The sequence below is a fragment of the Streptomyces sp. NPDC001514 genome, from assembly GCF_053597075.1.
The window spans coordinates 54,111-78,791 of sequence record NZ_JBSFHO010000022.1; the positions used below are offsets into that span (position 1 = coordinate 54,111).

Annotated in this window: 22 protein-coding genes; 7 read left to right on the forward strand and 15 right to left on the reverse strand. The window is 68.3% G+C overall.

Features of this window, described 5'->3' with window-relative positions; all coding sequences use genetic code 11:
* Positions 1-46 precede the first annotated feature (46 nt).
* Positions 47-835, reverse strand: a complete 789-nt coding sequence (locus ACWCXB_RS22980; protein WP_450725334.1) for an IPT/TIG domain-containing protein — start codon at positions 833-835, stop codon at positions 47-49.
* A gap of 583 nt (positions 836-1,418) precedes the next feature.
* Positions 1,419-3,326, reverse strand: coding sequence for a serine/threonine-protein kinase (locus tag ACWCXB_RS22985; RefSeq protein WP_450725412.1), 1,908 nt, complete (start codon positions 3,324-3,326; stop codon positions 1,419-1,421).
* A 197-nt stretch (positions 3,327-3,523) separates the two neighbouring features.
* Between ACWCXB_RS22985 and ACWCXB_RS22990 the strand changes: the two genes are divergently transcribed.
* Positions 3,524-4,426, forward strand: coding sequence for a glycoside hydrolase family 19 protein (locus ACWCXB_RS22990; protein ID WP_450725335.1), 903 nt, complete (start codon positions 3,524-3,526; stop codon positions 4,424-4,426).
* Positions 4,427-4,501: 75 nt separating this feature from the next.
* On the opposite strand, the gene ACWCXB_RS22995 is transcribed toward ACWCXB_RS22990, so the two are convergent.
* The 3 genes from ACWCXB_RS22995 to ACWCXB_RS23005 form a co-directional block, all read right to left on the reverse strand.
* Positions 4,502-5,596: a Kelch repeat-containing protein gene (locus ACWCXB_RS22995; protein WP_450725336.1), complete on the reverse strand. Its 1,095-nt coding sequence runs from the start codon at positions 5,594-5,596 to the stop codon at positions 4,502-4,504.
* A 429-nt stretch (positions 5,597-6,025) separates the two neighbouring features.
* The gene (locus tag ACWCXB_RS23000; protein ID WP_450725337.1) at positions 6,026-6,676 is read right to left on the reverse strand and encodes an HAD family hydrolase; all 651 of its coding nucleotides are present in this window, start codon (positions 6,674-6,676) and stop codon (positions 6,026-6,028) included.
* Positions 6,677-6,756: 80 nt separating this feature from the next.
* On the reverse strand, positions 6,757-7,488 hold the full coding sequence (locus ACWCXB_RS23005; RefSeq protein ID WP_450725338.1) for a DUF4097 family beta strand repeat-containing protein: 732 nt from the start codon (positions 7,486-7,488) through the stop codon (positions 6,757-6,759).
* 411 nt (positions 7,489-7,899) lie between these two features.
* Here ACWCXB_RS23005 and ACWCXB_RS23010 point away from each other — a divergent pair, with 411 nt between their 5' ends.
* The 3 genes from ACWCXB_RS23010 to ACWCXB_RS23020 all read left to right on the forward strand — a co-directional run bounded on the left by ACWCXB_RS23010 (position 7,900) and on the right by ACWCXB_RS23020 (position 9,272).
* Positions 7,900-8,352, forward strand: coding sequence for a hypothetical protein (locus tag ACWCXB_RS23010; protein WP_450725339.1), 453 nt, complete (start codon positions 7,900-7,902; stop codon positions 8,350-8,352).
* Between the two features lie 246 nt (positions 8,353-8,598).
* Positions 8,599-8,865 (forward strand): hypothetical protein, encoded by a 267-nt coding sequence (locus ACWCXB_RS23015; RefSeq protein ID WP_450725340.1) that lies wholly within the window; start codon positions 8,599-8,601, stop codon positions 8,863-8,865.
* On the forward strand, positions 8,862-9,272 hold the full coding sequence (locus ACWCXB_RS23020; RefSeq protein WP_450725341.1) for a hypothetical protein: 411 nt from the start codon (positions 8,862-8,864) through the stop codon (positions 9,270-9,272). The genes ACWCXB_RS23015 and ACWCXB_RS23020 overlap by 4 nt, the downstream gene beginning before the upstream one ends.
* A gap of 77 nt (positions 9,273-9,349) precedes the next feature.
* Here ACWCXB_RS23020 and sigJ read toward each other — a convergent pair whose 3' ends face one another.
* From sigJ to ACWCXB_RS23060, 8 genes are all read right to left on the reverse strand, one after another.
* Entirely contained in the window at positions 9,350-10,243 is an 894-nt protein-coding gene (gene sigJ / locus ACWCXB_RS23025) for an RNA polymerase sigma factor SigJ (RefSeq protein WP_450725342.1), read from the reverse strand.
* Between the two features lie 203 nt (positions 10,244-10,446).
* Positions 10,447-12,018 carry a hypothetical protein gene (locus ACWCXB_RS23030; protein ID WP_450725343.1) on the reverse strand — a complete coding sequence of 524 codons (1,572 nt, stop codon included), beginning with the start codon at positions 12,016-12,018 and terminating at the stop codon, positions 10,447-10,449.
* A gap of 262 nt (positions 12,019-12,280) precedes the next feature.
* Positions 12,281-13,807, reverse strand: a complete 1,527-nt coding sequence (locus tag ACWCXB_RS23035) for a hypothetical protein (RefSeq protein WP_450725344.1) — start codon at positions 13,805-13,807, stop codon at positions 12,281-12,283.
* Between the two features lie 259 nt (positions 13,808-14,066).
* Positions 14,067-15,677: a hypothetical protein gene (locus tag ACWCXB_RS23040; protein WP_450725345.1), complete on the reverse strand. Its 1,611-nt coding sequence runs from the start codon at positions 15,675-15,677 to the stop codon at positions 14,067-14,069.
* 469 nt (positions 15,678-16,146) lie between these two features.
* Positions 16,147-17,670, reverse strand: coding sequence for a hypothetical protein (locus ACWCXB_RS23045; protein ID WP_450725346.1), 1,524 nt, complete (start codon positions 17,668-17,670; stop codon positions 16,147-16,149).
* A 289-nt stretch (positions 17,671-17,959) separates the two neighbouring features.
* Complete coding sequence (locus ACWCXB_RS23050; RefSeq protein WP_450725347.1) at positions 17,960-19,609, reverse strand: hypothetical protein; 1,650 nt, start codon at positions 19,607-19,609, stop codon at positions 17,960-17,962.
* A gap of 351 nt (positions 19,610-19,960) precedes the next feature.
* Positions 19,961-20,197: a DUF397 domain-containing protein gene (locus tag ACWCXB_RS23055; protein WP_450725348.1), complete on the reverse strand. Its 237-nt coding sequence runs from the start codon at positions 20,195-20,197 to the stop codon at positions 19,961-19,963.
* Positions 20,194-21,030, reverse strand: a complete 837-nt coding sequence (locus ACWCXB_RS23060) for a helix-turn-helix domain-containing protein (RefSeq protein WP_450725349.1) — start codon at positions 21,028-21,030, stop codon at positions 20,194-20,196. Before ACWCXB_RS23060 ends, ACWCXB_RS23055 begins: the two co-directional genes overlap by 4 nt.
* Before the next feature lie 155 nt (positions 21,031-21,185).
* Between ACWCXB_RS23060 and ACWCXB_RS23065 the strand changes: the two genes are divergently transcribed.
* The 3 genes from ACWCXB_RS23065 to ACWCXB_RS23075 all read left to right on the forward strand — a co-directional run bounded on the left by ACWCXB_RS23065 (position 21,186) and on the right by ACWCXB_RS23075 (position 23,420).
* Complete coding sequence (locus tag ACWCXB_RS23065; RefSeq protein WP_450725350.1) at positions 21,186-21,596, forward strand: hypothetical protein; 411 nt, start codon at positions 21,186-21,188, stop codon at positions 21,594-21,596.
* Between the two features lie 194 nt (positions 21,597-21,790).
* A complete protein-coding gene (locus tag ACWCXB_RS23070; protein WP_450725351.1) occupies positions 21,791-22,057 on the forward strand; it encodes a hypothetical protein in 267 nt (88 codons plus the stop codon).
* A 232-nt stretch (positions 22,058-22,289) separates the two neighbouring features.
* A complete protein-coding gene (locus tag ACWCXB_RS23075) occupies positions 22,290-23,420 on the forward strand; it encodes a CapA family protein (RefSeq protein WP_450725352.1) in 1,131 nt (376 codons plus the stop codon).
* A 32-nt stretch (positions 23,421-23,452) separates the two neighbouring features.
* On the opposite strand, the gene ACWCXB_RS23080 is transcribed toward ACWCXB_RS23075, so the two are convergent.
* Entirely contained in the window at positions 23,453-23,911 is a 459-nt protein-coding gene (locus tag ACWCXB_RS23080; protein ID WP_450725353.1) for a MarR family winged helix-turn-helix transcriptional regulator, read from the reverse strand.
* Positions 23,908-24,546 carry a DJ-1/PfpI family protein gene (locus ACWCXB_RS23085; protein WP_450725354.1) on the reverse strand — a complete coding sequence of 213 codons (639 nt, stop codon included), beginning with the start codon at positions 24,544-24,546 and terminating at the stop codon, positions 23,908-23,910. The genes ACWCXB_RS23080 and ACWCXB_RS23085 overlap by 4 nt, the downstream gene beginning before the upstream one ends.
* Positions 24,547-24,681: the final 135 nt, after the last annotated feature.

Here is a 24,681-nt window from a genome sequence, read left to right on the forward strand (position 1 = left end):
TGCTGCGCCCTGGCCGAGGCGCGTCGGCCAGGGCGCAGACAGGGGGTCAGACGACGGTGTACACGTCACCGGCGACGATCGCGGTCAGGCCGCCGGGAGTGGTGGCCCGGACGTCGTACGTGCCCGCGGTGAGCCCCGCGGGGACGGTGGCGACCAGGCTGGAGGCGGAGACGCTGGTGAAGTCGGCCTCGACCGCGGTACCCCCGCCCGTGGGAGTGAAGGTCACGCTGCTGACGTCCACCAGGTTGGCGCCGGTGACGGTGGTGTCGTCACCGACCTGTCCTGTGGTGGGATTCAGGCCGGTTACGGTCGGGACGTCGTAGTAGGTGTACTGGGTGGGGGCGCCGAGCGGGATGCTGGTGCCTCCTGCGGTGGTTACGGTGCAGTTCACCGTGTCGAAGCTGGCACCGCCGAAGGCGCCGTGCGCGGGGCAGGTGACGGTCAGCTCGCTGTCCGACACGACCGTCAGTCCGGTGCCGGCGCCCACGGCGCCGAACGTCACCGCGGTCGCGGTCAGCAGCCCACTGCCGAGGACGCTCAGGGATGTGGCGGTCGCCGGACCGGTGTTGGCGCTGAGCGCCGTGGGCGCCGGGGGGTCGATGTAGAAGAACGAGAGCGAATTGCTCGTCGAAGTGCCCGCGGTGACGCTGACATTGACCTGGCCACCGCACAGGACCGGGATGACGACGGTGACGGTGGTGGCGCTGACGGTGGCGGGGGTGACCTTCTTCGTTCCGAAGTTCACCTTGGTAGTGCCCGACAGGCTCGTGCCGGTGAGGGTGAGGGTGATTCCGTTGTGGCTCTGGGTGGGTGTCAGCGAGGTGAGAGTTGCCATGGCGGGTCTCCTTGCGCTCGTTGTGCTCCCGTGGCTGACCGTCTGTGGTGCGGGTCCGCGACGTCACGGCATGTCCAGGGCGCCGGCGGCGGGATGGTGAACGGGATGGTGAGTCCGGGTGAGGGAACCGATGGGCTGCCACAGCGCTTCGAGCGCGCGCAGCGGGACCGGTTGTGGTTGTGGCGGGCGAGTGACGCGTCACGAAGCCGTGAGGCAGGCGTCGCACGGTGGAACGGAGTGACTGATCCCGGCGGGTCGACCGATCCTTGCGGTTCGGCTGATCCGGGCGGTCCGTCTCGCCTGATCTGATTCAATCCGATGAATGCAGGCACCAACAGAGCGCATTCGATGTATCAGTGGCTTATGCGATTGTCATATTAACTTCGAATGTCTCTTTTTGTGCGCCGGGGCACGCTGCTGTTCAGTACTTTCCGGTGTTGATCTCCACCGGGCGTGAATTCCCGTGAATGCGGGGATGGTTCACGACTGCCTCGACGAATTCATGCCCCGTAACCCGCCGCTTCCGCCGGATTTTGTGAACTCGAAATCGGCGAGCCGCCGTTGACCGATCCGGGCCGGCGGTTCAACGGTCGCGGAAGTACTCCGCGGGCTCCCCGTCCGGCCCCATCCCGTACATGAGTAGACGTTGCTTGCCCTCGAAGCGGTCGATGCGCAGACTCTGCGACGCGCCGTCGGGTGAACAGTCGGGGTCGGAGGCACGGAGGTCGGGTACGCGCGGGCCGATGACCAGCAGGTTGCCGACGCCGCCCAGCACTGCTGTGCTTGCGCAGTTGACGGTGGCGTCGAGCGGCTCTCCGGTCGCGCCGTCGGTCTTCGGGTACGAGTCCTCGAAGCGGATGAGCGGTGCGCCGACCGGGCCCTGAGTGATCGTGACGGTGTTGTTGAACAGGTCGTTCTGGTTGCCGCCGGCGAGCTCGTCGAAGTGCTGTTTCCAACTGCCCACGAAAGCCGCAGGGACGATCTGAGGACCCGCCTTCGTCCTGCGGAACGTGGCGGTGACGGCGCCGGACGTCCACTCCATGACGTCCTGCGAGCGCATGGTGAGCGTCTGGTGCGCGGCGGGCAGGCATTCCGAGGCCGGGACGCTCGTGGTCACATCGCTCTCGCCGAAGACGATCATGTCGTCGTCCGCCGAGACGAGTACGGACCTCCCCATGCACAGCCGGTCACCGGTGACCTGGACGTACACGGCGGTCTTGCGGCCCTTCCTGCCTTGGCCGATCTCGATGCGACCGGTCGACTTGGGGTTGTCCTCGGTGCCCTTCAGTACGCCTTCCCAGGCGCCGATGAAGACGTCCGGCACATCACCGGCCTCACCGCGCTCGGTCTCGCCGCCTTCGGCATCACCCGTCCCGGTGGTGCCGCCGGGCGTCTTCTCGTACGACTCGGGGGCCCGGTCCGGCCAGTACGCCGTGGCCAGGGCGCCGCCGCCCGCGAGCACTGCCACCGCACAGCCGGCCGCGAGGACGGTGCGCCACCGGCGTCGCCGATGCGATCCGTCGGCCTGGGTGCCCGATGTCGGGGGGTCCGGTGCCCGGGTGCCCGGTGCCCGGGTGCCCGGCGTCGGGAGGTCCGGTGTCGGGGTGTCCGCGTCGAGCAGCCTGGCCGCGTGCTCGCCCAGCCGGGCCAGCAGTGCGGGTGGCAGCCAGGCGCCCCCGGCGGCGGGCGCGGCCTGCGCCAGCTGCGCCGCCGAGGGGCGGCGGGCCGGGTCCTTGTCGAGGCAGGCCCGTACGAGCGGGGCGAGCTCCTCCGGCAGCCCGTCCAGGTCCGGCTCGTCGTGCGCGATCCGGAACATGACGGCGTGGACACCGCTCTCGGTCGCCCCGAACGGCTGCCGTCCCGTGGCCGCGTACGCGAGCACCGCGCCCACGCAGAAGACGTCGGAGGCGGCGGTGACCTTCTCGCCCCGTACCTGCTCCGGCGACATGAAGCCGGGTGAGCCGACGACCGCGCCCGTGCTGGTGAGCCCGCCGTCGGTGACGGTGTCCACGGCGCGGGCGATCCCGAAGTCGATGATCCGCGGACCCTCCACGGCCAGCAGGATGTTGGACGGTTTCAGATCGCGGTGGACGAGCCCGGCGGCATGGATGTGCTCCAGGGCCCGCCCCAGCCCGGCGGCGAGGGTGCGTACCGAGTCCGGGGGCAGCGGCCCCTGGTCGTCCACGACGGTCCGCAGCGCCGGCCCGGGTACGTACGCGACCGCGACCCACGGCGAGTCCGCGGCCGTGTCGGAGGCGATCACGGGCGTGGTGCCGGTGCCGCCGACCCGTTCCAGCGCGTCGACCTCACGTGCGAAGCGCAGCCGGAACTCCTCCTCCGCGGCGAGCTGCGGGTGCACGACCTTCACGGCGACCGTGCGTCCGCCCTCGGACCGGGCGAGGTACACGCGGCCCATGCCACCGGTGCCGAGCCGGCCGAGAAGCCGGAACGGGCCGATGCGGGTGGGGTCTTCGGGCGTCAGCGGGTCCACGGCGGGATCCTCGCACACCGGGCGGTGGCCGTCCTCGGCCCGGAAGCCCGAGGCGACCGCGCCCCGCTGCCGCGACAATCATGGTCTAGACCCTTGACAGGTCCAGACCATTCCCGGTTCAGTGCTCAACACGTGCCACGGCAACACGCTTTGCACCCTCATGGCTCCGAACCCCCCACAGGGAAAGGCAGATAACGTTGTCACGACGCATAGTGAGCTTGTTCGCCGCCTTCGCGGCGATCCTCGGATTCGCGGTCTTCCTGCCCGGCTCGACGGCTGCGGCGGCCGACTGTGCCGCTGCCTGGAACTCCTCCGCCGTGTACACGGGCGGCATGATCGCCTCCCACGACGGCCACAACTGGCAGGCCAAGTGGTGGACCCAGGGCGAGACGCCCGGCACGACCGGCGAATGGGGCGTCTGGGCCGACCAGGGCACGTGCGGAACCGGCGGCGGCGATCCCGGCCCGGGCCCGTCCCCGTCCGGCTTCGTCGTCAGCGAGGCGCAGTTCAACCAGATGTTCCCGAACCGGAACGCGTTCTACACGTACAGCGGACTGACCGCGGCGATGAGCGCCTACCCCGCCTTCGCGAACACCGGAAGCGACACGGTCAAGAAGCAGGAGGCCGCGGCCTTCCTCGCCAATGTCTCGCACGAGACGGGCGGCCTGGTCCACATCGTCGAGCAGAACACCGCCAACTACCCCCACTACTGCGACGCGAGCCAGCCCTACGGCTGCCCGGCCGGCCAGGCCGCGTACTACGGCCGCGGCCCGATCCAGCTCAGCTGGAACTTCAACTACAAGGCCGCGGGTGACGCCCTCGGCATCGACCTGCTGGGCAACCCCTGGCGCGTCGAGCGCGAGTCGGCCGTCGCCTGGAAGACCGGCCTCTGGTACTGGAACACGCAGAACGGCCCGGGCACGATGACCGGCCACAACGCCATGGTCAACCAGGCGGGCTTCGGCCAGACCATCCGCTCCATCAACGGCTCCCTGGAGTGCGACGGCAGGAACCCGGCGCAGGTCCAGAGCCGCGTCGACAGCTACACGCGCTTCACACAGATCCTGGGTGTGCCGACGGGCGGCAACCTGTACTGCTGAGCACACATCGGACGCGGGCGGGGGCGGTACGGCGGCGGCCGTACCGCCCCCGCTCGGTTTCGGGACCCGGGCGGTTCACTCTTCGATGTCGAAGGCCTCCACCGTGTCCAGGGGAGGGTCAGCGCCGTTACGACCGCCGACGGCGTAGACGCACGTCCGGTTCAGGTTGTCGGGGCACGCCGCGGCAGCCCCTGCCAGGTCGGTACGGGCGGTGGGCATCGAAGGCAGGGTCGCCCAGACATTGGCCGTGGGGCTGTAAGCCTCCACCGTCCGCAGGGCTTCGCCGGCACGGACACCGCCGAACGCGTACACACAGACCTGCTTCGCGGCCTTGGGGCACGGTGCGGCCGCCCCCGCCAGTCCGGAGCGTTCGGTGGGCATCAGGGGCAGCGACACCCAGACATTGGCCGTGGGCACGTAGGCCTCCATCGCGCGGTGGAGATCATCGCGTGCTCCGCCGCCGGGGAAGCCGCCGTAGGCGTACACGCAGGTCTCGTTCCGTTCCATGACCACCTGCGGGCAGGGCGCGGCGGCCGCGGCCAGACTGGTGCGGGCGGTGGGCAGCGAGGGCAGGGTCACCCACTGGTTCGTGGCCGGGCTGTACGCCTCCACCGTGCTCAGATGCGTGCTACCGGCGCCGCGGTTGGAGCCGCCGATGGCGTACACGCAGGTCCCCCGCAGTCCGGCGACGCCGTTGGGGCAGGGCGCGGTCGCCGCTGCCAGAAAGGCCCGGGTCGAGTTCATCGACGGCAAGGTCACCCACTGGTTCGTGGCGGGGCTGTAGGCCTCCACCGTGCTCAGTTGGTCCGCAGGCCCGGCGCCGTCGTCGCCACCGATGGCGTACACGCAGGTCCCCCGCAGCCCGGCGACGCCGTTGGGGCAGGGCGCGGTCGCCCCCGCCAGGCCGGTGCGGGCGGTGGGCAGCGAGGGCAGGGTCACCCACAGGTTCGTGACCGGGCTGTAGGCCTCTACCGTGTTGACCACGCCGGCAGCGTCGGAGCCGCCGAAGGCGTACACGCAGGTCTCCGCCGGCCCCGCAACGTCCCTGGGGCAGGGCGCGGTCGTCGCGGCCAGGCCGGAGCGGGCGGTGTTCAGGTGGGACACCGTCAGCCACGCGCCCTGAGCGTTCGCGAGCGTGGGTGCCAGGGCCAGCAGGGGCGCCAGCAGCATGGCGTAGAGCCACCGGCGGATCGCTCCGGTTCGGGAACCTCTTTCCTGCCTGGGGGCGAGTTTCACGTACGTTCCTGCCTTCCTGGCGATGCCTCGGCGAGCTGTGCACTTGCGCCGCAAATCGGACTTACGTCGATACTGAGGCGTCGTCAGGTGCCGGGCTTGCACTCTCGACGGCGGCAAACGGCTGAACTCGTTCGCCGGGTCGGCCTTGGATCGTCGACCGCGTCACATGTGCCGGAGCGCGTCAGCAGAAATCGTTGACCACTGACCAGGAGACCGCAGGGGTCCCGAGAGCGTCCCGAGATGCCTGGGAAGAAAAGCCCCGGCCAGGTTCTGTCCGGCGCATCAAGCTCTCAGCCAGGGGCGTATGGCCCACGAGGAATTGTCAATTCCCGTGGACGGTGGTGCTGCGCGCGTAAGTGGCGGTCACTGTTCGGCAATGAGATTGGGCAGTTTGCGCATGTCGTGGAATACGACGGTGCCGGCGCCTTCGAGTCGCTCGGCCGGAGTTAGTCCGCCGGCATAGCCGAAGGCCCGCATGCCGGCGGCGCGGGCGGCCTGGACGCCGGGCCTGCTGTCCTCGACCACCACACACGCTGCCGGGTCGACACCCATTTGCTGTGCGGCGTGCAGGAACAGGTCCGGGGCCGGCTTGCCGCGGGCGACTTCGGTGGCACTGTAGATGCGGCCCGCGAAGCGTTCGTAGAGGCCGGTGCGGCCCAGGGTGTGGCGCATCTTCTCGTGGGAGCCGCTGGAGGCGACACAGGTCGGCAGGCTGATCGCGTCGAGTGCCTCGGGCAGTCCCTCGACGGGGGACAACCCGGCATCCACTGCCTCACGGTGGAGCTGTTCGAACCGCTCCCACCAGACTGCGGCCGTCCCATGGCCGAGCCTGGCAGAGACTTGCTCGGCGATGGAGGCGCTGGAGCGCCCGATGAACCGGTCGATGACTTCGTCCTCGGTGAGCGGCCAGCCCAGCTCCGCTCCCAAGGCGACCTGGACGCGTGCCGCGATGCGTTCACTGTCGACCAGCACCCCGTCGCAGTCGAATATCACGAGCTCAATCGGCTTGATCATCCCCGTAGCTTAGGGACTTGCTCGGTCAGGCGTCTGACGCTCGATCGGTATTCTCATCGTCCCTGGTCTCTGATGACTGGTCAGGACCTGTTGACGGTGATGTCCCCGTTGCTGGTGATGAGGTCGAGCTCGTACTCACCGGACGGGTCGTTGGGCACGTCGATGTTCATTTCGCCGCTGCCCGACACCGCTGTCACCCGGTAGGTGGCCGGGGGCACGGTCAGGGTGATGTCCCCGTTGGACGTCATGGCCTTCACACTCTGGGGGGTGGCGGGGGTGAGGTCGATCGCCCCGTTGGAGGTCTGGGCCTGGATCCGCTTGCCGCCGAGGTCCCGGCCGGTGATGCGGCCGTTGGAGGTCTGTACCTCGACCGAGCCGGAGACGCCGTTCATCTCGATGCGGCCGGAGCTGGTGGTGACCTTTACCGGGCCCACCTTGGCGAGGTGGACCTCGCCGCTCGACACCTTGCCGCTCACCGGTACTCCGGCGGGTACGTCGACGGTGTATTTCACCGAGCAGCGGCTGCCGCAGCCGCCGAGGACCAGGACCCCGTTCTCGATCCGGTGGGTGGCGCCCTGGGGCTTGTCGTCCCGGTACTCGATCTCGCGGTGGATCGACAGCGTGCCGTCACCCTCCGTGCCGTTCACGGTGACACCGCCCGACCCGTTCTCGAGCCGCACCGAGGTGACCTTTCCGGACAGCGTGCCGTCGTCCTTGAAGGTCTCCTCCTGCACCGAACCGCACGCGGCCAGTCCGCCGGCGGCGATTCCGACCACCGCGAAGATCCCGAGGCAGCGAAGCGGCTGACGCATGAATGTCCCCCATTTCCGGAAAGTCGCCTGTGTCGGCATGAAGAAAACGCTACTCCAGAGCCGACTCGGCCCAACGCTCAGCGAAGCTGTCGCCTGGGGCGGAAACGCGACCACGGGGCAAACGCCCCGCCGGTACAAGCAGAAGTGACGATCGCTCGGACGGGTGATCTGTGCTCCGGGTACGTGGGTGGACGGCCTGGCCTCCGGCGGTGCCGATTCAGGCAGAACCGCAGGTCGGACCCGGCCTGATTGCCGGGCTCCGGCTCTCCGAACTACGGCTCTGGCCAATGCTGTTGGCACTTGCGCAGGTGACTTTGTGTGGGTGTACGGTCACCGCCGACACGGGCACACAAGAATGCCCCCGCGGTGCGCCAACACCCGGGGGCTCGACACCAGGAGCCACAACTCCCGATGCGCATTCACCGTACTACCCATACGCGTTCCTTCACCACGTTCGCCAACGCGCTGCTGCGCGACGACAGCATCTCGTGGTGCGCGTCAGGCGTACTGATGTACCTCCTCAGCCTGCCGGACGGTGCGAAGGCGTCGATCCGCAGCCTCGCCAGCAAGCGCGCGGAGGGGCGGGACCGGATCTCCGCGGCGCTCCGTGAGCTGGAGGAATCCCGGTATCTGCGCCGTGTGCTGAGGAAGAACCCCGAGACGGGCACGCTCGCCACCGTCTACGAGGTGTACGACGCGCCTTACGACGTGTTCGAAGAGCGGGAAGGGGCCGGGGCGGAGGAAGTTGACCGAAACGCTGCTCGCCGACCGGCTGACCCGCAAACTGCCCGCCCCGCCGCCCCCACCGCCGCCCGCGCCGGCGGAGTGCGAGGAGTGCCGGGCTCCCGTCGCGGCAGGCGGTGAGTGTCGGAGCTGTGCACCCGCTCCGGACGCCGAGCAGGACCGTGCGGTGGGCGGGTTCGTGGCGGCCGCGCTACGAGGTGGGGTGGCGGCACGGGCCCTGCTGCGCGGGGTGCCGCCCTGCCCGGCCTGACGTCGTGTTCGCAGACGCCTGGCCCGGATCGGGCCAGGTCCTTCAAGAGAAACGGAGTGCCGATGACTGTCGTACTCGAACGCCCTGAGACGGTATACCGCCGGTATACTTTCGTCATGGCTGACACCACGATCAAGGTCGACCCCGCCGTCCGCGACCGCCTCCAGGAGCTCGCCCGGGATCGCGGCATCACCATGCGCGATCTCGTGGCGCAGCTGGCCGGGGCCACGCCCACGAAGGAAGAGCTGGCGCAGCGCCGCGAGGAGACCAAGGCGTACGTCGAGGAGCACTTCCTCGGCAGGCCGTACACCGAAGAGGACGCCAGGGCCGGCGAGAAGCTGTGGGCCGACATCGTGTCCGGGCGCATCGGGGAGGTGCAGTGAAGAAGGGCGACTACCCGCTGCCGCGCGCCGTCGTCTTCGACGACACCGCCGCCCTCGCGCTCGGCGCGGGGAATCAGATGACCTCCACACTCGTCGTGGAGGCGGAGAACGACCCGACCTTGCGGATCTACATTCCCGCAGTGTGCCTGGCGGTCGCCGAGAGCGATCGCGCGGGCGTGGCCGAGCACGTCGGCTCGCTCCCCTCCGTGGACATTACGGAGCTGGACTTCGCCGGGGCGGCCGCGGTGGGCAAGCGTCTCCGTACCCAGGGCTCCGACTGGAGCGGCGCCCACGCGCTGTACCTCGCACAACCCTCCGTGGAGTGGCCCCGAGGCCGTCCTGTGCTGACGCGTGAGCCCGCGCGGTACAAGGGCACCGGGGTCCGGGCGATCGCCATCGAGGAGTAGAGGAGTAGCCGCCGCCGTGGCGTGGACGGTGCGGGGCCCGGATTGCGCCCGGGCCCCGCACCATCGGCGCACGCGCATCAGTCGTCCAGGACCGACAGGTCCAGGCTCCGCATGCGCTCCGGGTCGGCCAGGATGTCGAGTTGGACGACCTTGCCCCCGGAGACGGTGAAGGCCATGACCGCGACCGCCTTGCCCCCGGGCAGCGAGACGATGCCGGGTACGCCGTTGATGAGAGCGACCCGTGCGAACGGCGAGAACCGCTGGTACATGAGCGCCTGACCGGCCACCGTCTCCGCGCCGCGCACCACCTTCGACGCGCCGAGCGCCAGGACGCCGCCGTCCACGCGCAGAACGACGTCGGGGTCGAGCAGCGAGACCAGAGCCTCGAAGTCCCCTCCGCGTGAGGCGGCGATGAACGCGTCCACGACCTCCCGCTGCCGGGCCTGATCGGCGTCGGGCGCCGGACCCGCCCCCTGGACCCGCCGCCGCGCCCGGCTCGCGAGCTGCCGGGCCGCCGTCGGCGTACGCCCCACGATGGGCGCGATCTCGTCGAAGGACACGGCGAACATGTCGTGCAGGACGAAGGCGAGCCGCTCGGCAGGCGACAGCGTGTCCAGCACCACCAGCATCGCCAGCCCGACGGAGTCGCTGATGAGCGCCTCCTGCTCCGGGTCGGCGCCGCTGATGTTGCTGACGATCGGGTCGGGTACGTGCACGTTCAGCGGGTCCAGCGGATCCTCACGCCGTGACGTACGCGCTCGCAGCATGTCCAGGCATACGCGCCCCACGACCGTCGTCAGCCAGCCGCCCAGGTTCGCCACTTCGCTCGTGTCCGAACGGCTGAGACGCAGCCATGCCTCCTGGACGGCGTCGTCGGCCTCGCTGAGTGAGCCGAGCATCCGGTACGCGACCGACCGCAGATGCGTGCGATGGGCCTCGAAGCGCTCCGCCAGAAGTTCGGTCTCGTCCATCGGTCACATCTCCGTCTCGCGATCCGTCAGTGCATTGACGATCCAAACCGATCACACGTGACGTCGAGGCGAGATCACGGAAGTTCGTATCAAGCACCCCGTCGACCGAGAAGATGCGTGTGCCCGCCCCCGGACGGTGCCGGGGGCGGGCGGGTGGAATGTGCTGTGGGCTGCTGGTGAGGGCTGCCCGGGGTGTGGGTGTGTCAGCCGAAGCAGCTGGGGACGTTGTTGCCGCCGCAGTTGGTGGGCTGGTTGTCGATGATTTCGACCTTGCCGTGGGTGGTGACCGTGCCGTTGTTCTGGATGCCGCCGGCGGGCAGGTCGGAGGAGTTGTCCTTCACCTTGGTGTCGGTGAGGATGACGAGGCCGCCGCCGTTGAAGATGCCGCCGCCGGTGCCGTTGTCAGCCTGGTTGCCAGTGATCTTCGTGTCACGGATCGCGACCTCCTCGGCGCCGCCCAGGTTGGTGAAGATGCCGCCGCCGTCGCCAGTGTTGGCGGTGTTGCTGTGGATCTTGCTGTCCTCGATCACCGCGGAATCCAGGAGGGCGAGGCCTCCCCCGAAGTCTGCAACGTTGTAGCTGACGGTGCTGTTGCGTACGTAGAGCGAGCCGGCGTCGTGGTTGATACCGCCTCCGATGCCGGTGGCGTGGTTGTGGGTGAGCGTGCTCGACTCGACCTCCGCTGTGCCGCCGTCCTGGTACAGCGCGCCGCCGCTGCCGGCGGAGTTGTAGCTGAGCAGGCTCTTGCTGATCTTTACGGAGCCGTCGTCGTTGGTGATCGCGCCGAAGCCGTTGCCGGGGTCGGAGATGTTGTTGGTGATCTCGGAGCTGGTGATCTCGAGCTTTCCGCCCAGGTTGTAGACGGCGGCACCGTCCGCGGCGGAGTTCTTGTCGAGGGTGCTGTTGCGGATGGTGCTGACACCTTCGTTGTAGATGGCGCCGCCTTCGTCGTTATTCGCCGTATCGTCGACGGTGTTGTTCTCGAGGGTGACGGAGTCGAGGTCGAGCCGTCCTGCGGGGTCCACGTCGATGGCGCCACCATCTTCGTTAGGGGCTGCCTTGCCGCGGGTGAGGGTGAGGTGGCTGAGCTTCAGGTCGCCGCCGGCGCCGACTTGGAAGATGCGGAACTGGTTGGCGTTGGCGGCGCGGGCGATGGTTGCGCCGTTGCCGTCGATGGTGATCGGCTGGATGATTTTGGGCAGGCCGTTGCCGTCCTGGTTGGCGGTGAGGGTGTAGGTGCAGTTCTCCGCCAGCTGGATCTTTCCGCCGCTGTTCTCGTTCGCCTCGGTGATCGCCAGGATCAGGTCGTTGGGGTCGCACTCCACCTGCTTGGTCTTGTCGTCGCCCTCGTCGCTCTCCTGGCCGCCGTCCTCCCCCTCCTCCCCGTCCTCCTCGTCGTAGCCGTCCTGGCTACCGGAGCGCTTCGCCTTGTCGTGGTCCTCGGAGTCGGAGTGGTCCTCTTCTTCCTTGCCGTTGTCCTTCCGGTCGGGGTTACCGGCGTGGTCGGCCCAGTAGTCGCCGTCCTCGCTGTCGCCCATGTCTCCGTCGCTGCGTGCCGAGCCCGCGTCGGCGGGGTTCGCTCTGGCCTTGCTGCTCTCCGTGACTGTGGAGGTGGGCTTCGCCTCGGCCGTCGCGTTGTCCGTGACTGCCGCGATGGTCGTGGTGCCCGCGACGGTGGCGAGGCCGGCCGCGGCGAGAACGGCGATCTTCCAGTGACGGCTCAGTGCCGCGGTCCTCGGACGGTGCGGCGTGCCCGTGCCTTGTGATTCAGCCATCCGATGTTGCTCTCTTTCTGTGTGACAAGCCGTCACGCCCCTGGTAAGGGAGGGGCGAAAGTGGGTCACATGGAATCACATGAAAAGCCGTAAATAGGACAATTCCTGCATGGTGGGAGTGTCGGTTGGGCGGGGGAGTTGTCCGCAGCCGTGACGCCGTGCAGGCGCTGTTCGCCCCATGCGTGTGCCCGCCCCCGGAGGGTGCCGGGGGCGGGCGGGTGGAGTGTGCTGTGGGCTGCTGGTGAGGGCTGCCCGGGTGGGGTCAGCCGAAGCAGCTGGGGACGGGGGTGCCGCTGCCTTCGCAGTTGGTGGGGACGTTGTCGATGATTTCGACCTTGCCGTGGGTGGTGACCGTGCCGTTGTTGTCGATGCCGCCGGCGGGCGAGTGGGAGGTGTTGTCCTTCACCTTGGTGTCGGTGAGGGTGACGATGTCGCCGGTGCTGATGAAGATGCCGCCGCCGGTGCTGCCGTCAGTGGTAGCCCGGTTGCCGGTGATCTTCGTGCCGCGGATCGCTACCTCCTCGTCGCCGTCCAGGGAGATGAAGATGCCGCCGCCGCCGTCGTTGGCAGTGTTGTTGTGGATCTTGCTGTCCTCGATCACCGCGGAATCCACGACGGAGAGGCCTCCCCCGATGGCCGCAGTGTTGTAGCTGACGGTGCTCTTGCGTACGTAGAGCGAGCCGCTGTTGTGGATGATGCCGCCCCCGCTGCCGGTGGAAGTGTTGTGGGTGAGCGTGCTCGACTCGACCTCCGCCGTACCGCCGACTTGGAAGAGCGCGCCGGCGGAGAAGGCGGAGTTGTAGCTGAGCAGGCTCTTGCTGATCCTTACGGACCCGTCCTGGTTGTAGACGGCGCCGCCGTTGCCGGAGGTGTTGTTGGTGATCTTGGAGCTGGTGATGTCGAGCTTGCCGGCGTTGTTGTAGACGGCGGAACCGTCCGAGGCGGAGTTCTTGTTGAGGGTGCTGTTGCGGATGGTGCTGACACCTTCGTTGTAGATGGCGCCGCCGTCGTCGATGTTGGGGTTGTCGACGGTGTTGTTCTCGAGGGTGACGGAGTCGAGGTCGAGGCGTCCTGCGGGGTCCACGTGGATGGCGCCGCCTGTTTGGTCCGCGGCTGTCTTGCCTCGGGTGAGGGTGAGGTGGCTGAGCTTGAGGTCGCCGCCGGCGCCGACTTGGAAGATGCGGAAGTGTTCGGCGTTGGCGGCGCGGGCGATCGTTGCGCCGTTGCCGTCGATGGTGATCGGCTGGATGATCTTGGGCAGGCCGTTGCCGTCCTGGTTGGCGGTCAGGGTGTAGGTGCACTCCTCCGCCAGCTGGATCTTTCCGCCGCTGTTCTCGTTCGCCTCGGTGATCGCCGCGATCAGGTCGTTGGGGTCGCACTCCACCTGCTTGGTCTTGTCGTCACCCCCGTCGCTCTCCTCGCCGCCGTCCTCCCCGTCATGGCCGTCCTGGCCACCGGAGCTCTTCCCCTTGTCGTGGTCCTCGGAGTCCTTCTCCTTGTGCTGGGAGCCGGAGCCCTTCTCCTTGTCGTGGTCCTCGGAGCTGTCGCCCACGTCTCCGCCGCTGCGTGCCGAGCCGGCGCCGGCGGGGTTCGCTCTGGCCTTGCTGCTCTCCGTGATGGTGGAGGTGGGCTTCGCCTCGGTCGTCCCGTGGTCGGTGACCGCCACGATGGTCGTGGTGCCCGCGACGGTGGCGAGGCCGGCCGCGGCGAGAACGGCGATCTTCCAATGACGGCTCAGCGCCGCGGTCTTCGGACGGTGCGGCGTGCCCGTGCCCTGTGATCCAGACATACGACGTTGCTCTCCTTCTGTGTGACAAGCCGTCATGCCCCTTGTCCGGAAGGGGCGAAAGTGGTCACAGGGAATCACATGAAAAGCCGAAAATGGGATAAATGGTGTGCAGTGGGAGTGTCGATGGGCGGGGAGTTGTCCGCAGCCATGACGCCGTGCAGGCGCTGTTCGCCCATGCGTGTGCCCGCCCCCGGATGGTGCCGGGGGCGGGCGGGTGGAATGTGCTGTGGGCTGCTGGTTTGGGCTGCCCGAGGGTGTGTCAGCCGAAGCAGCTGGGGACGTTGTTGCCGCCGCCGCCTTCGCAGTTGGTGGGGACGTTGTCGATGATTTCGACCTTGCCGTGGGTGGTGACCGTGCCGAAGTTCTGGATGCCGCCGGCGGGCTCGTCGGAGGTGTTGTCCTTCACCTTGGTGTCGGTGAGGGTGATGACGTTGTCCTCGCCGATGGAGATGCCGCCGCCGGTGCTGCCGTCAGCGGTGGCCCGGTTGCCGGTGATCTTCGTGCCGCGGATCGCTGCCTCGTCGCCGTCGCCCAGGGAGGTGGAGATGCCGCCGCCGTCGCCAGTGTTGGCGGTGTTGTTGTGGATCTTGCTGTCCTCGATCACCGCGGAATCAAAGAGGGCGAGGCCTGCCCCGAAGCCTGCAATGTTGTAGCTGGCGGTGCTCTTGTGTACGTAGAGCGAGCCACTGGCGTGGAAGATGGCGCCCCCGCTGTTGCGGGCGGTGTTGTGGGTGAGGGTGGTCGACTCGACCTCCGCCGTGCCGCCGGTTTGGAAGAGCGCGCCGCCGAGGACGACGGAGTTGTAGCTGAGCAGGCTCTTCCTGATCTTTACGGACCCGACCACGTTGCTGATCGCGCCGAGGCCGTCGCTGGGGTCGGAGGTGTTGTTGGTGATCTCGGAGCTGGTGATCTCGAGCTTGCCGGCGTTGTTGTAGGCGGCGGAACCGTCATCGGCGGAGTTCTTGTCGAGGGTGCTGTTGCGGATGGTGCTGATGCCTTCGTTGTAGACGGCGCCGCCGTCATCGCCATTGGGGTTGTCGACGGTGTTGTTCTCGAGGGTGACGGAGTCGAGGTCGAGGCGTCCCGCGGGGTCCACGTGGATGCCGCCGCCCGTTTCGTTGAAGGCTGTACTGCCGCGGGTGAGGGTGAGGTGGCTGAGCTTCAGGTCGCCGCCGGCGCCGACTTGGAAGATGCGGAAGTGTTCGGCGTTGGCGGCGCGGGCGATGGTCGCGCCATTGCCGTCGATGGTGATCGGCTGGATGATCCTGGGCAGGCCGTTGCCGTCCTGGTTGGCGGTGAGGGTGTAGGTGCACTTCTCCGCCAGCTGGATGTGCCCACCGCTGTTTTCGTTCGCCTCGGTGATTGCCAGGATCAGGTCGTTGGGGTCGCACTCCACCTGCTTGGTCTTGTCGTCACCCCCGTCGCTCTCCTCGCCGCCGTCCTCCCCGTCATGGCCGTCCTGGCCACCGGAGCTCTTCCCCTTGCCGTGGTCCTCGGAGCCCTTTTCCTTGTCGTGATCCTCGGAGTCCTTCTCCTTGCTCTGGGAGCCGGAGTGGTCCTCTTCTTCTTTGCCGTTGTCCTTCCGGTCGGGGTTACCGGCGTGGTCGGCCCAGTAGTCGCTGTCCTCGCTGTCGCCGACGTCTCCGCCGTCGCGGACCGAGCCGGCGAGGTTCGCCCTGGCCTTGCCGCTCTCCGTGACGGTGGAGGCGGGCTTCGCCTCGGCCGTCGCGTTGTCCGTGACCGCCACGATGGTCGTGGTGCCCGCGACGGTGGCGAGGCCGGCCGCGGCGAGAACCGCCGCCCTCCAATGACGGCTCAGTGCCGCGGTCTTCGAACGGTGCGGCGTGCCCGTGCCCTGTGATCCAGACATCCGACGTTGCTCTCTTTCTGTGTGACAAGCCGTCACGCCCCTTGTCCGGAAGGGGCGAAAGTGGTCACAGGGAATCACATGAAAAGCCGTAAATGGGATAATCAGTATGCAATGGGAGTGTCGGGGCGGTGATTGATGTCCCGATCCGTCGAGCACGCCAAGTCGGATCGATCCTCGGAGGTTCGCAGTCGGCTGGCTCCGGCGGGTGCGGCGCGGCCGGGCGGGGGCGCGTTCGGGGCCGGCTCGACGGAGTCGGTGATGAGGGCCTCGCGCTCCGGGTCGGCGTTGCTGTTGCTGACGATCGGGTGGGGTACGTGCACGTTCAGCGGATTCGGCGGGTCCTCGCGCCGTGACGTACGCGCGTACGCGGCATGTCCCGAGGAGATGCGTGTGCCCGCCCCCGGAGGGTGCCGGGGGCGGGCGGGTGGAATGTGCTGTGGGCTGCTGGTTTGGGCTGCCCGAGGGTGTGTCAGCCGAAGCAGCTGGGGACGTTGTTGCCGCCGCCGCCTTCGCAGTTGGTGGGGACGTTGTCGATGATTTCGACCTTGCCGTGGGTGGTGACCGTGCCGAAGTTCTGGATGCCGCCGGCGGGCTCGTCGGAGGTGTTGTCCTTCACCTTGGTATTGGTGAGGGTGATGACGTCGTCCTCGAAGATGAAGATGCCGCCGCCGGTGCTGCCGTCAGCGGTGGCCCGGTTGCCGCTGATCTTCGTGCCGCGGATCGCTACCTCGTCGCCGTCGCCCAGGGAGGTGGAGATGCCGCCGCCGTCGCTGTCGTTGGCGTTGTTGTTGTGGATCTTGCTGTCCTCGATCACCGCGGAATCAAAGAGGGCGAGGCCTGCCCCGAAGCCTGCAATGTTGTAGCTGATGGTGCTCTTGCGTACGTAGAGTGAGCCTTCGAGGTTGGAGATACCGCCCCCGTTGCCGGTGGCGTAGTTGTGGGTGAGGGTGCTCGACTCGACCTCCGCCGTGCCGAATCCGATTTGGCGGAGCGCGCCGCCGCGGTTGGCGGAGTTGTAGCTGAGCAGGCTCTTGCTGATCTTTACGGACCCGCTGTCGTTGGTGATCGCGCCGAAGCCGTCGTCGGGGTCGGAGGTGTTGTTGGTGATCTCGGAGCTGGTGATCTCGAGCTTGCCGCCCGCGTTGTAGACGGCGGAGCCGTCTTCGGCGGAGTTCTTGTTGAGGGTGCTGTTGCGGATGGTGCTGATGCCTTCGTTGTAGATGGCGCCGCCGACATCGTCACCGAGGTTGTCGACGGTGTTGTTCTCGAGGGTGACGGAGTCGAGGTCGAGCCGTCCCGCGGGGCCCACGTGGATGCCGCCGCCCGTTTGGGCCGCGGCTGTCTTGCCTCGGGTGAGGGTGAGGTGGCTGAGCTTGAGGTCGCCGCCGGCGCCGACTTGGAAGATGCGGAACTGGTTGGCGTTGGCGGCGCGGGCGATCGTTGCGCCGTTGCCGTCGATGGTGATCGGCTGGATGATTTTGGGCAGGCCGTTGCCGTCCTGGTTGGCGGTGAGGGTGTAGGTGCAGTTCTCCGCCAGCTGGATCTTTCCGCCGCTGTTTTCGTTCGCCTCGGTGATTGCCGCGATCAGGTCGTTGGGGTCGCACTCCACCTGCTTGGTCTTGTCGTCGCCCCCGTCGTGCTCCTCGCCGCCGTCCTCCCCATCATGGCTGTCACGACCGCCCGAGCTCTTCGCCTTGTCGTGACCCTCGGAGCCCTTCTCTTCTTCTTTGCCGTTGTCCTTCCGGTCGGGGTTGCCGGCGTGGTCGGCCCAGTAGTCGCCGTCCTCGCTGTCGCCCATGTCTCCGTCGCCGCGGGCCGAGCCGGTGGAGGCGGGCTTCGCGTCGGCCATTCCGTTGTCCGTGACCGCCGCGATGGTCGTGGTGCCTGCGACGGTGGCGATGCCGGCCGCGGCGAGAACGGCGATCTTCCAGTGACGGCTCAGTGCCGCGGTCCTCGGACGGTGCGGCGTGCCCGCGCTTTGTGATTCAGCCATCCGATGTTGCTCTCTTTCTGTGTGACAAGCCGTCACGTCCCTTGTCCGGAAGGGACGAAAGTGGACACATGTAATCACATTAAAAGCCGTAAATGGGACAATCAGTGGGTGGTGGGAGTGTCGGTGGGTGACGGCGTTCAGCGGATACCGCGGGTCCTCGCGCCGTGACGTACGCGCGTACGCGGCATGTCCCGAGGGGATGCGTGTGCCCGCCCCCGGAGGGTGCCGGGGGCGGGCGGGTGGAATGTGCTGTGGGCTGCTGGTGAGGGCTGCCCGGGGTGTGGGTGTGTCAGCCGAAGCAGCTGGGGACGTTGTTGCCGCCGCAGTTGGTGGGCTGGTTGTCGATGATTTCGACCTTGCCGTGGGTGGTGACCGTGCCGTTGTTCTGGATGCCGCCGGCGGGCGAGTGGGAGGTGTTGTCCTTCACCTTGGTGTCGGTGAGGGTGACGAGGTCGCCGGTGCCGGTCCAGATGCCGCCGCCGGTGCTGCCCTGAGCGGTAGCCCGGTTGCCGCTGATCTTCGTGCCGCGGATCGCGACCTCGTCGCCGTCGGCCAGGCTGACGAGGATGCCGCCGCCGTCGCTGCCGTTGGCGGTGTTGTTGTGGATCTTGCTGTCCTCGATCACCGCGGAATCCGCTAGGGTGAGGCCTCCCCCGGAGCCTGCAACGTTGTAGCTGATGGTGCTCTTGCGTACGTAGAGCGAGCCACTGGAGTGGTAGATGGCGCCCCCGAAGCTGCGGGCGGTGTTGTGGGTGAGCGTGCTCGACTCGACCTCCGCCGTACCGCCGGTTTGGAAGAGCGCGCCGCCGTTGTTGGCGGAGTTGTAGCTGAGCAGGCTCTTGCTGATCTTTACGGACCCGTTCGAGTTGGTGATCGCGCCGAAGCCGTCGCTGAGGTCGGAGGTGTTGTTGGTGATCTCGGAGCTGGTGATCTCGAGCTTGCCGCCCGCGTTGTAGACGGCGGAGCCGTCTTCGGCGGAGTTCTTGTTGAGGGTGCTGTTGCGGATGGTGCTGATGCCTTGGTTGTAGATGGCGCCGCCGTCATCGTTATTGGCGTCGTCGACGGTGTTGTTCTCGAGGGTGACGGAGTCGAGGTCGAGGCGTCCCGCGGGGTCCACGTCGATGGCGCCACCATCTTCGCCTTCGGCTGTCTTGCCGCGGGTGAGGGTGAGGTGGCTGAGTTTCAGGTCGCCGCCGGCGCCGACTTGGAAGATGCGGAAGTGTTCGGCGTTGGCGGCGCGGGCGATGGTTGCGCCGTTGCCGTCGATGGTGATCGGCTGGATGATTTTGGGCAGGCCGTTGCCGTCCTGGTTGGCGGTGAGGGTGTAGGTGCAGTTCTCCGCCAGCTGGATCTTTCCGCCGCTGTTTTCGTTCGCCTCGGTGATTGCCAGGATCAGGTCGTTGGGGTCGCACTCCACCTGCTTGGTCTTGTCGTCGCCCTCGTCGCTCTCCTGGCCGCCATCCTCCCCTTCCTCGCCGGCCTCCTCGTCGTGGCCGTCCTGGCCACCGGAGCGCTTCGCCTTGTCGTGATCTTCGGAGCTCTTCTCCCTGCCCTGGGAGCCAGAGCTCTTCTCCTTGTCGTGATCCTCAGAGTCCTTCTCCTTGCTCTGGGAGCCGGAGTAGTCCTCTTCCTCCTTGCCGCTGTCTTTCCGGTCGGGGTTACCGGCGTGCTCGGCCCAGTAGTCGCCGTCCTCGCTGTCGCCCACGCCTTCGCCGCCGCGGACCGGGCCCGCGGCGGCGGGGTTCGCTCTGGCCTTGCTCTCTGTGACGGTGGAGGTGGGCTTCGCGTCGGCCGTCGCGTGGTCCGTGACTGCCGCGATGGTCGTGGTGCCTGCGACGGTGGCGAGGCCGGCCGCGGCGAGAACGGCGATCTTCCAGTGACGGCTCAGTGCCGCGGTCCTCGGACGGTGCGGCGTGCCCGTGCCTTGTGATTCAGCCATCCGATGTTGCTCTCTTTCTGTGTGACAAGCCGTCACGCCCCTGGTCCGGAAGGGGCGAAAGTGAGTCACATGGAATCACATGAAAAGCCGTAAATAGGACAATCTGTGCATGGTGGGAGTGTCGGTTGGGCGGGGCTTCAGGGCGTACTCGGGGAGGCCCTGGCGAGGAGAAGGCCCGCGGTCTGCTGCGCGCACTGGCGGGCATGGGGCGTCCGCCTCCCCTGCTCGAAGAGCTCGGGGAAGGATCGGACCGCACGGCGCCGCTGACCTGGCGCCAGGTGGCAGGTCAGCGGCGCGGAGGATGCGAGGGGTACGGGGCCTGGTTGACGACCGCGCCCCGTGCGGACGGAGTTACTCCGACCAGGCGAGGAAGGTCGTCCAGGCGGTGGGGGTGACGGCGAAGGTGGGGCCGTCGGCGACCTTGGAGTCGCGGATGTGGATGGTGTGGGGGCAGGTGGCGACCTCGACGCAATCGCCCCCGCTGTCGCTGCTGTACGACGACTTGCGCCAGTCGAAGGCCACTTCGACGCAGCTGCCGCCGCCGCTGTCGCTGTAGCTGGACTTGAACCAGCGCAGGCTGTTGCTCATCTCTGCTCTCCTGCCAACTGCTCGATGAGGCCCAGCGATTCACGGGGATCCAGGGCCTGTGCTCGGATCCTCGCATACCGCTGGGTCAACGTACTCACCTTTGCGGGGTCCTTGATCAGCAGGCTCTCGCCCTGGATCTCCAGGAAGGCCCAGCGGTCGTGCTCCGGGGTCTCCACCAGCTCCATCGCGCCGCGATCGCCCGCGTATTCGCCACTGAGCCCGGCGTTCAGCGGCAGCACCTGAACCGTCACGTTACGCCGCCGCGCACACTCCGCAAGGTGCCGCATCTGGTCTCGCATGACCTCGTCGCTGCCGATCGTCCGTCGTAACACGGACTCCTCCAGCACCACCTCGATCAGCGCCACCGGCTCCCGTTCGAACAGCGCCTTGCGTGCCATCCGCGCTTCGACCAACTCCTCCACCCGATGCTCCGGCAGCGGCGGATACCCGCCGCCGATCAGCGCCCGGGCGTACGCCTCCGTCTGGAAGAGACCGTGCACGACGAGCGTCGCGTACAGATGCAGCGCCAGCGCCTTCTGCTCCAGCAGCGCGTAGTTCTTGAACTGCGGCGGGTACTTGTCCAGCCGTACGTACTCCCGCGCCTGGTCGAAGATCCCCATCCCGTCCCCGAGCGCCTCCTCCAGCTTCACGAGCATCTCGTCGCTCGCCGGCTGCGCGCACGTCTCCATCGCGCTCACCGCCGCCGCCGTGAAGCCGATCTGCTTGCCCAGCTGATCCTGCGTCAGGCCCTTCCGTACGCGCATCTTGCGCGCGATATCCGCCACCAGCCGCGTCGCCGGACCCGCCGTTTCCTTGTTTTCCGCTCGCGCCATCGCGATCACCGTTTCGACTCAACCGGTCTCAACCGGTCACAACCCGTCCCCGCCGAATTCAACCTGGATCAAGGCGCGTTGATGCAGGTCAACCGACATGCGACGCCCCGGCCACGTCATGGAAAACGCTAACTTCAGGCGGCCAGACTGGACTTATGAATGCGCAAAGTCGCCACGTGAACCTCGACTGGATCCCCCGCTCCGGATTCCAGCTGAGAAAGGCCGGCGTGCAATTCGACGCCGTACGCGTCGACGGCGACGACGGCCGCCGGCTCGCCGACCTCATGGAGCGCATGACGGGCGGCGACCCCGGACCGATCGTCACCGAGGCGAACGGCCGCCGTGGTGTCTACTTCCTGCTCCCGGCGGGCAGCACGGCCCGTCGCTGCTGGCCGCGCGGAGTGACGCGGTTCAACTCCATCGCAGGGCAGGTCAGCTACGTACCCGTACCGGCTCTCAGCGGGCGCACCTGGCCGCTCGCCTGGCGCTTTCCGCCCGAGGACGCTCACCGCTTCGTCCATCCGTTGCTGCTGCGGTCGGCAGCGATCGAACTGCTGCGTGCGTGAGGCACGCTAGTTACCAGGCGCGTGCTAGGAGCGTGGTGGACCGTCCCGGCGCTCGTCCTGACGGTTCTCGCGGCGCTTCGCCGGAGCTTCCTGGAATAGGGGGACGGGAGGGGGCCCTCGATGTCAGACCCTCCTCGTAGCGTCGTGGGTGAGGGCCTGGACCGGCCGGGTCCCCTACGGGCGCGGGAGCCGTCATGGGTGAGATCAGTGTGGGCAGGCAGCACCTGGACCGGCTGCTGGCCGACAGTGCGGGTACGTCGGATGCGTACGGAGTTCCTTACCAGCAGGCGTTCGCGCGGCTCGCCGAGACGTACCGCGGCCGGCCGGTGGCCGAGATCCTGCCGCTGCTGCGCCGGGCGGCCGACGAGGCCCTGCTGGGGTTCACGCACGCCGATCTGCGCGAGCAGGCGGAAGCGATCAGCACCGGTCGGCCCTACGTCCTGCGTGTCACCGTCACCTGACCGTTGCTCCCCAGGGGGCGCGGTCAGTGGGCGACGCGGCGGACCGTGCTCTGCGGTGAGGCGTCGGTCATCGATCGGTCTCCCTCGTGCGTCGGACCCGTCCGGACTCGTACGTGGACGACCCTGCGCCCGTGCTCACCGGCTCGACAAAGTTTTTTGCCAGGGCGGCAAATGGCGGTGCCCCCCGTCGGGCACAGGGGGCAAAACGCTCAGTGGTGAGAAAATGACCGGCATGGGCCAGGCCCTCGTAACGCTGTTCCTCAGCGGCGACGTGATGCCGGGACGGGGCGTCGACCAGATCCTCCCGCACCCCGGTGACCCCGAGCTGCGGGAGGGGTACATCCGCGACGCCCGGGACTACGTGGCCCTCGCGGAGGCCGCGAACGGGAAGATTCCCCAGCCTGTGGATTTCGCCTGGCCCTGGGGTGCCGCCCTGGACGTGCTCGATGCGGTCGCGCCCGACGTGCGCGTCATCGACCTGGAGAGCAGCGTCACGACGAGCGGCGACTTCGCGCCCGGCAAGGCCGTGACGTACCGGATGCACCCCGACAACCTGCCGTGCCTGACCGCCGCGCACCCCGACGTCTGCGCGCTGGCGAACAACCATGTGCTCGACTTCGGGCGACGCGGCCTGGAGGAGACCCTGGAGGTGCTGCGCGCCGCCGGGCTCGGCCCGGCGGGGGCGGGGCGGGATGAGGAGGAGGCACGGCGGCCGGTGGCGGTGGCCACGCGGGAGGGGCAGGGGCGGGTCCTGGTGCTGTCGTGCGGGATGGCGTCCGCCGGGGTCCCGTCGCGCTGGGCGGCGGGGGAGGGGCGGCCCGGAGTGGACTTCGTGCCCGATCTGTCGGCCCGCAGCGCCGACGCCCTCGTACGGAGGCTGGCGGCGGTGCGGAGGGACGGTGACCTGGCGGTCGTCTCGATCCACTGGGGGTCGAACTGGGGGTACGACGTCTCGCAGAGCCAGATCACCTTCGCGCGGCGGCTCGTCGACGGCGGTGTGGACATCGTCCACGGACACTCCTCGCACCACCCGCGCCCCATCCAGGTGTACCGGGGCAAGCTCATCCTCTACGGCTGCGGCGACCTCATCGACGACTACGAGGGCATCTCGGGCTACGAGCGCTACCGCGACGACCTGCGGCTCATGTACTTCCCCATGCTGGACGCGGCCACGGGCGAGCTGGAGGCGATGCGGATCGCGCCGATGCAGGCGAGGCAGATGAGGCTGGAGCATGCGTCGGCGGCGGACGCGGGCTGGCTGTGCGAGGTGCTGAGCAGGGCGGGGCGGGCGTTCGGGACGCAGGTGGAGCCGGAGCTGGGCGGGGACGGATATCTGACGCTGCGCTGGCCGAGGCGGAACTGAGCGCTCGTCGCCCGCCCGATGACTGTCAGCCGTCAGTCCGGGCCCGGCAGCGACTCCATCGCCGCGCCGAGCCGCTCCAGCACCCGTACCGTCTCCGCGAATCCGTCCTCGCCGAGCTGCTCCGCGAGGCGGGCGGCGAGGTTCGCGTGGCCGGGGTCGATCTTCTCGATCGCGGCCCGGCCGTCGGCGGTGGGGCGGAGGAGCTTGGCGCGGCGGTGGGCCGGGTTCGGTACGTACTCGGCGAGGCCCCTGTCGACCAGCAGATCCGCGATCCGCTGCACGCTCTGCCGGGTGATGCCCATCGCGCGGGCGATCCCGGCGACGGGCAGGGGCTCGCTCAGCACCGCGCCCAGGACCTGCCACCAGGCGGCGGTCAGCCCGGCCGGGCGGGCCAGCTCCTCGGCGACGGAGAGGAACTGGCCGTTCAGCCGGAAGACGGCGAGTGCGGTGGCGCTGAGCATGTCCTGCTGCCGCCGTTGCGCGCGGCTCATGAGTTGAGCTCTTCGTAGGCGGCCGGGTCCGAGTCGTGGAACAGCCGGTACCAGGCGTCCAGCTTGCCGCCCTCGAACGCGGCCAGCTTGCCGAGGACCTCGCGCGCGAAGGCGACGGGCTCGGTCGGCCCGGCCGTGATCAGGTCCCCGTCGGTGACGGCGTCCGTGTCGACGTAGTGCTCACCGCCCTTGTAGCCGGTGGCCGCGAGATAGAACGAGACCGCGCTCGTGTGCTTCCGGTCGTCGAGCAGCCCCTCGCGCGCCAGCCCGGCCGTCGCACCGCAGATCGCGGCGACGGGAACTCCGGCCTCCAGGAACTCCCGGGCCTTGCGCGCGAACGGTGCGAGGTCGTCACCGCTGTCCCATAGGTCGGCGCCGGTCAGGATCAGCAGCGCGCTGTCCTCGGGCTTCAGGTCGTCGAGTGCGAGATCGGGCTGGATGCGCAGGCCGCCGACGGTGGTCACGAGCTCCCCGGCCACCGGACCGACCGTGCGGACGGTGAACCCGCTGCGGGCGAGCCAGGCGGTGGCGTGCCCCGTCTCCCAGTCGGCGAAGGTGTCGTAGACGGCGAGATGGACGGTCCTGCGGGTGGCGTTCACGGCGGCGGTCATGACGGCGTTCACGGCGGCATTCATGGTGGCCTCCTGAGCCCTTGCGTCTCATTGCCGGATGACAGAAGGCTGTCATGAAGACAGCATGTTGTCAATCAAGCCCCGGCACCTCCCGGCCTCATGAGCGCCCGAGAGCCCCCGACACCTTGCCGACCAAAG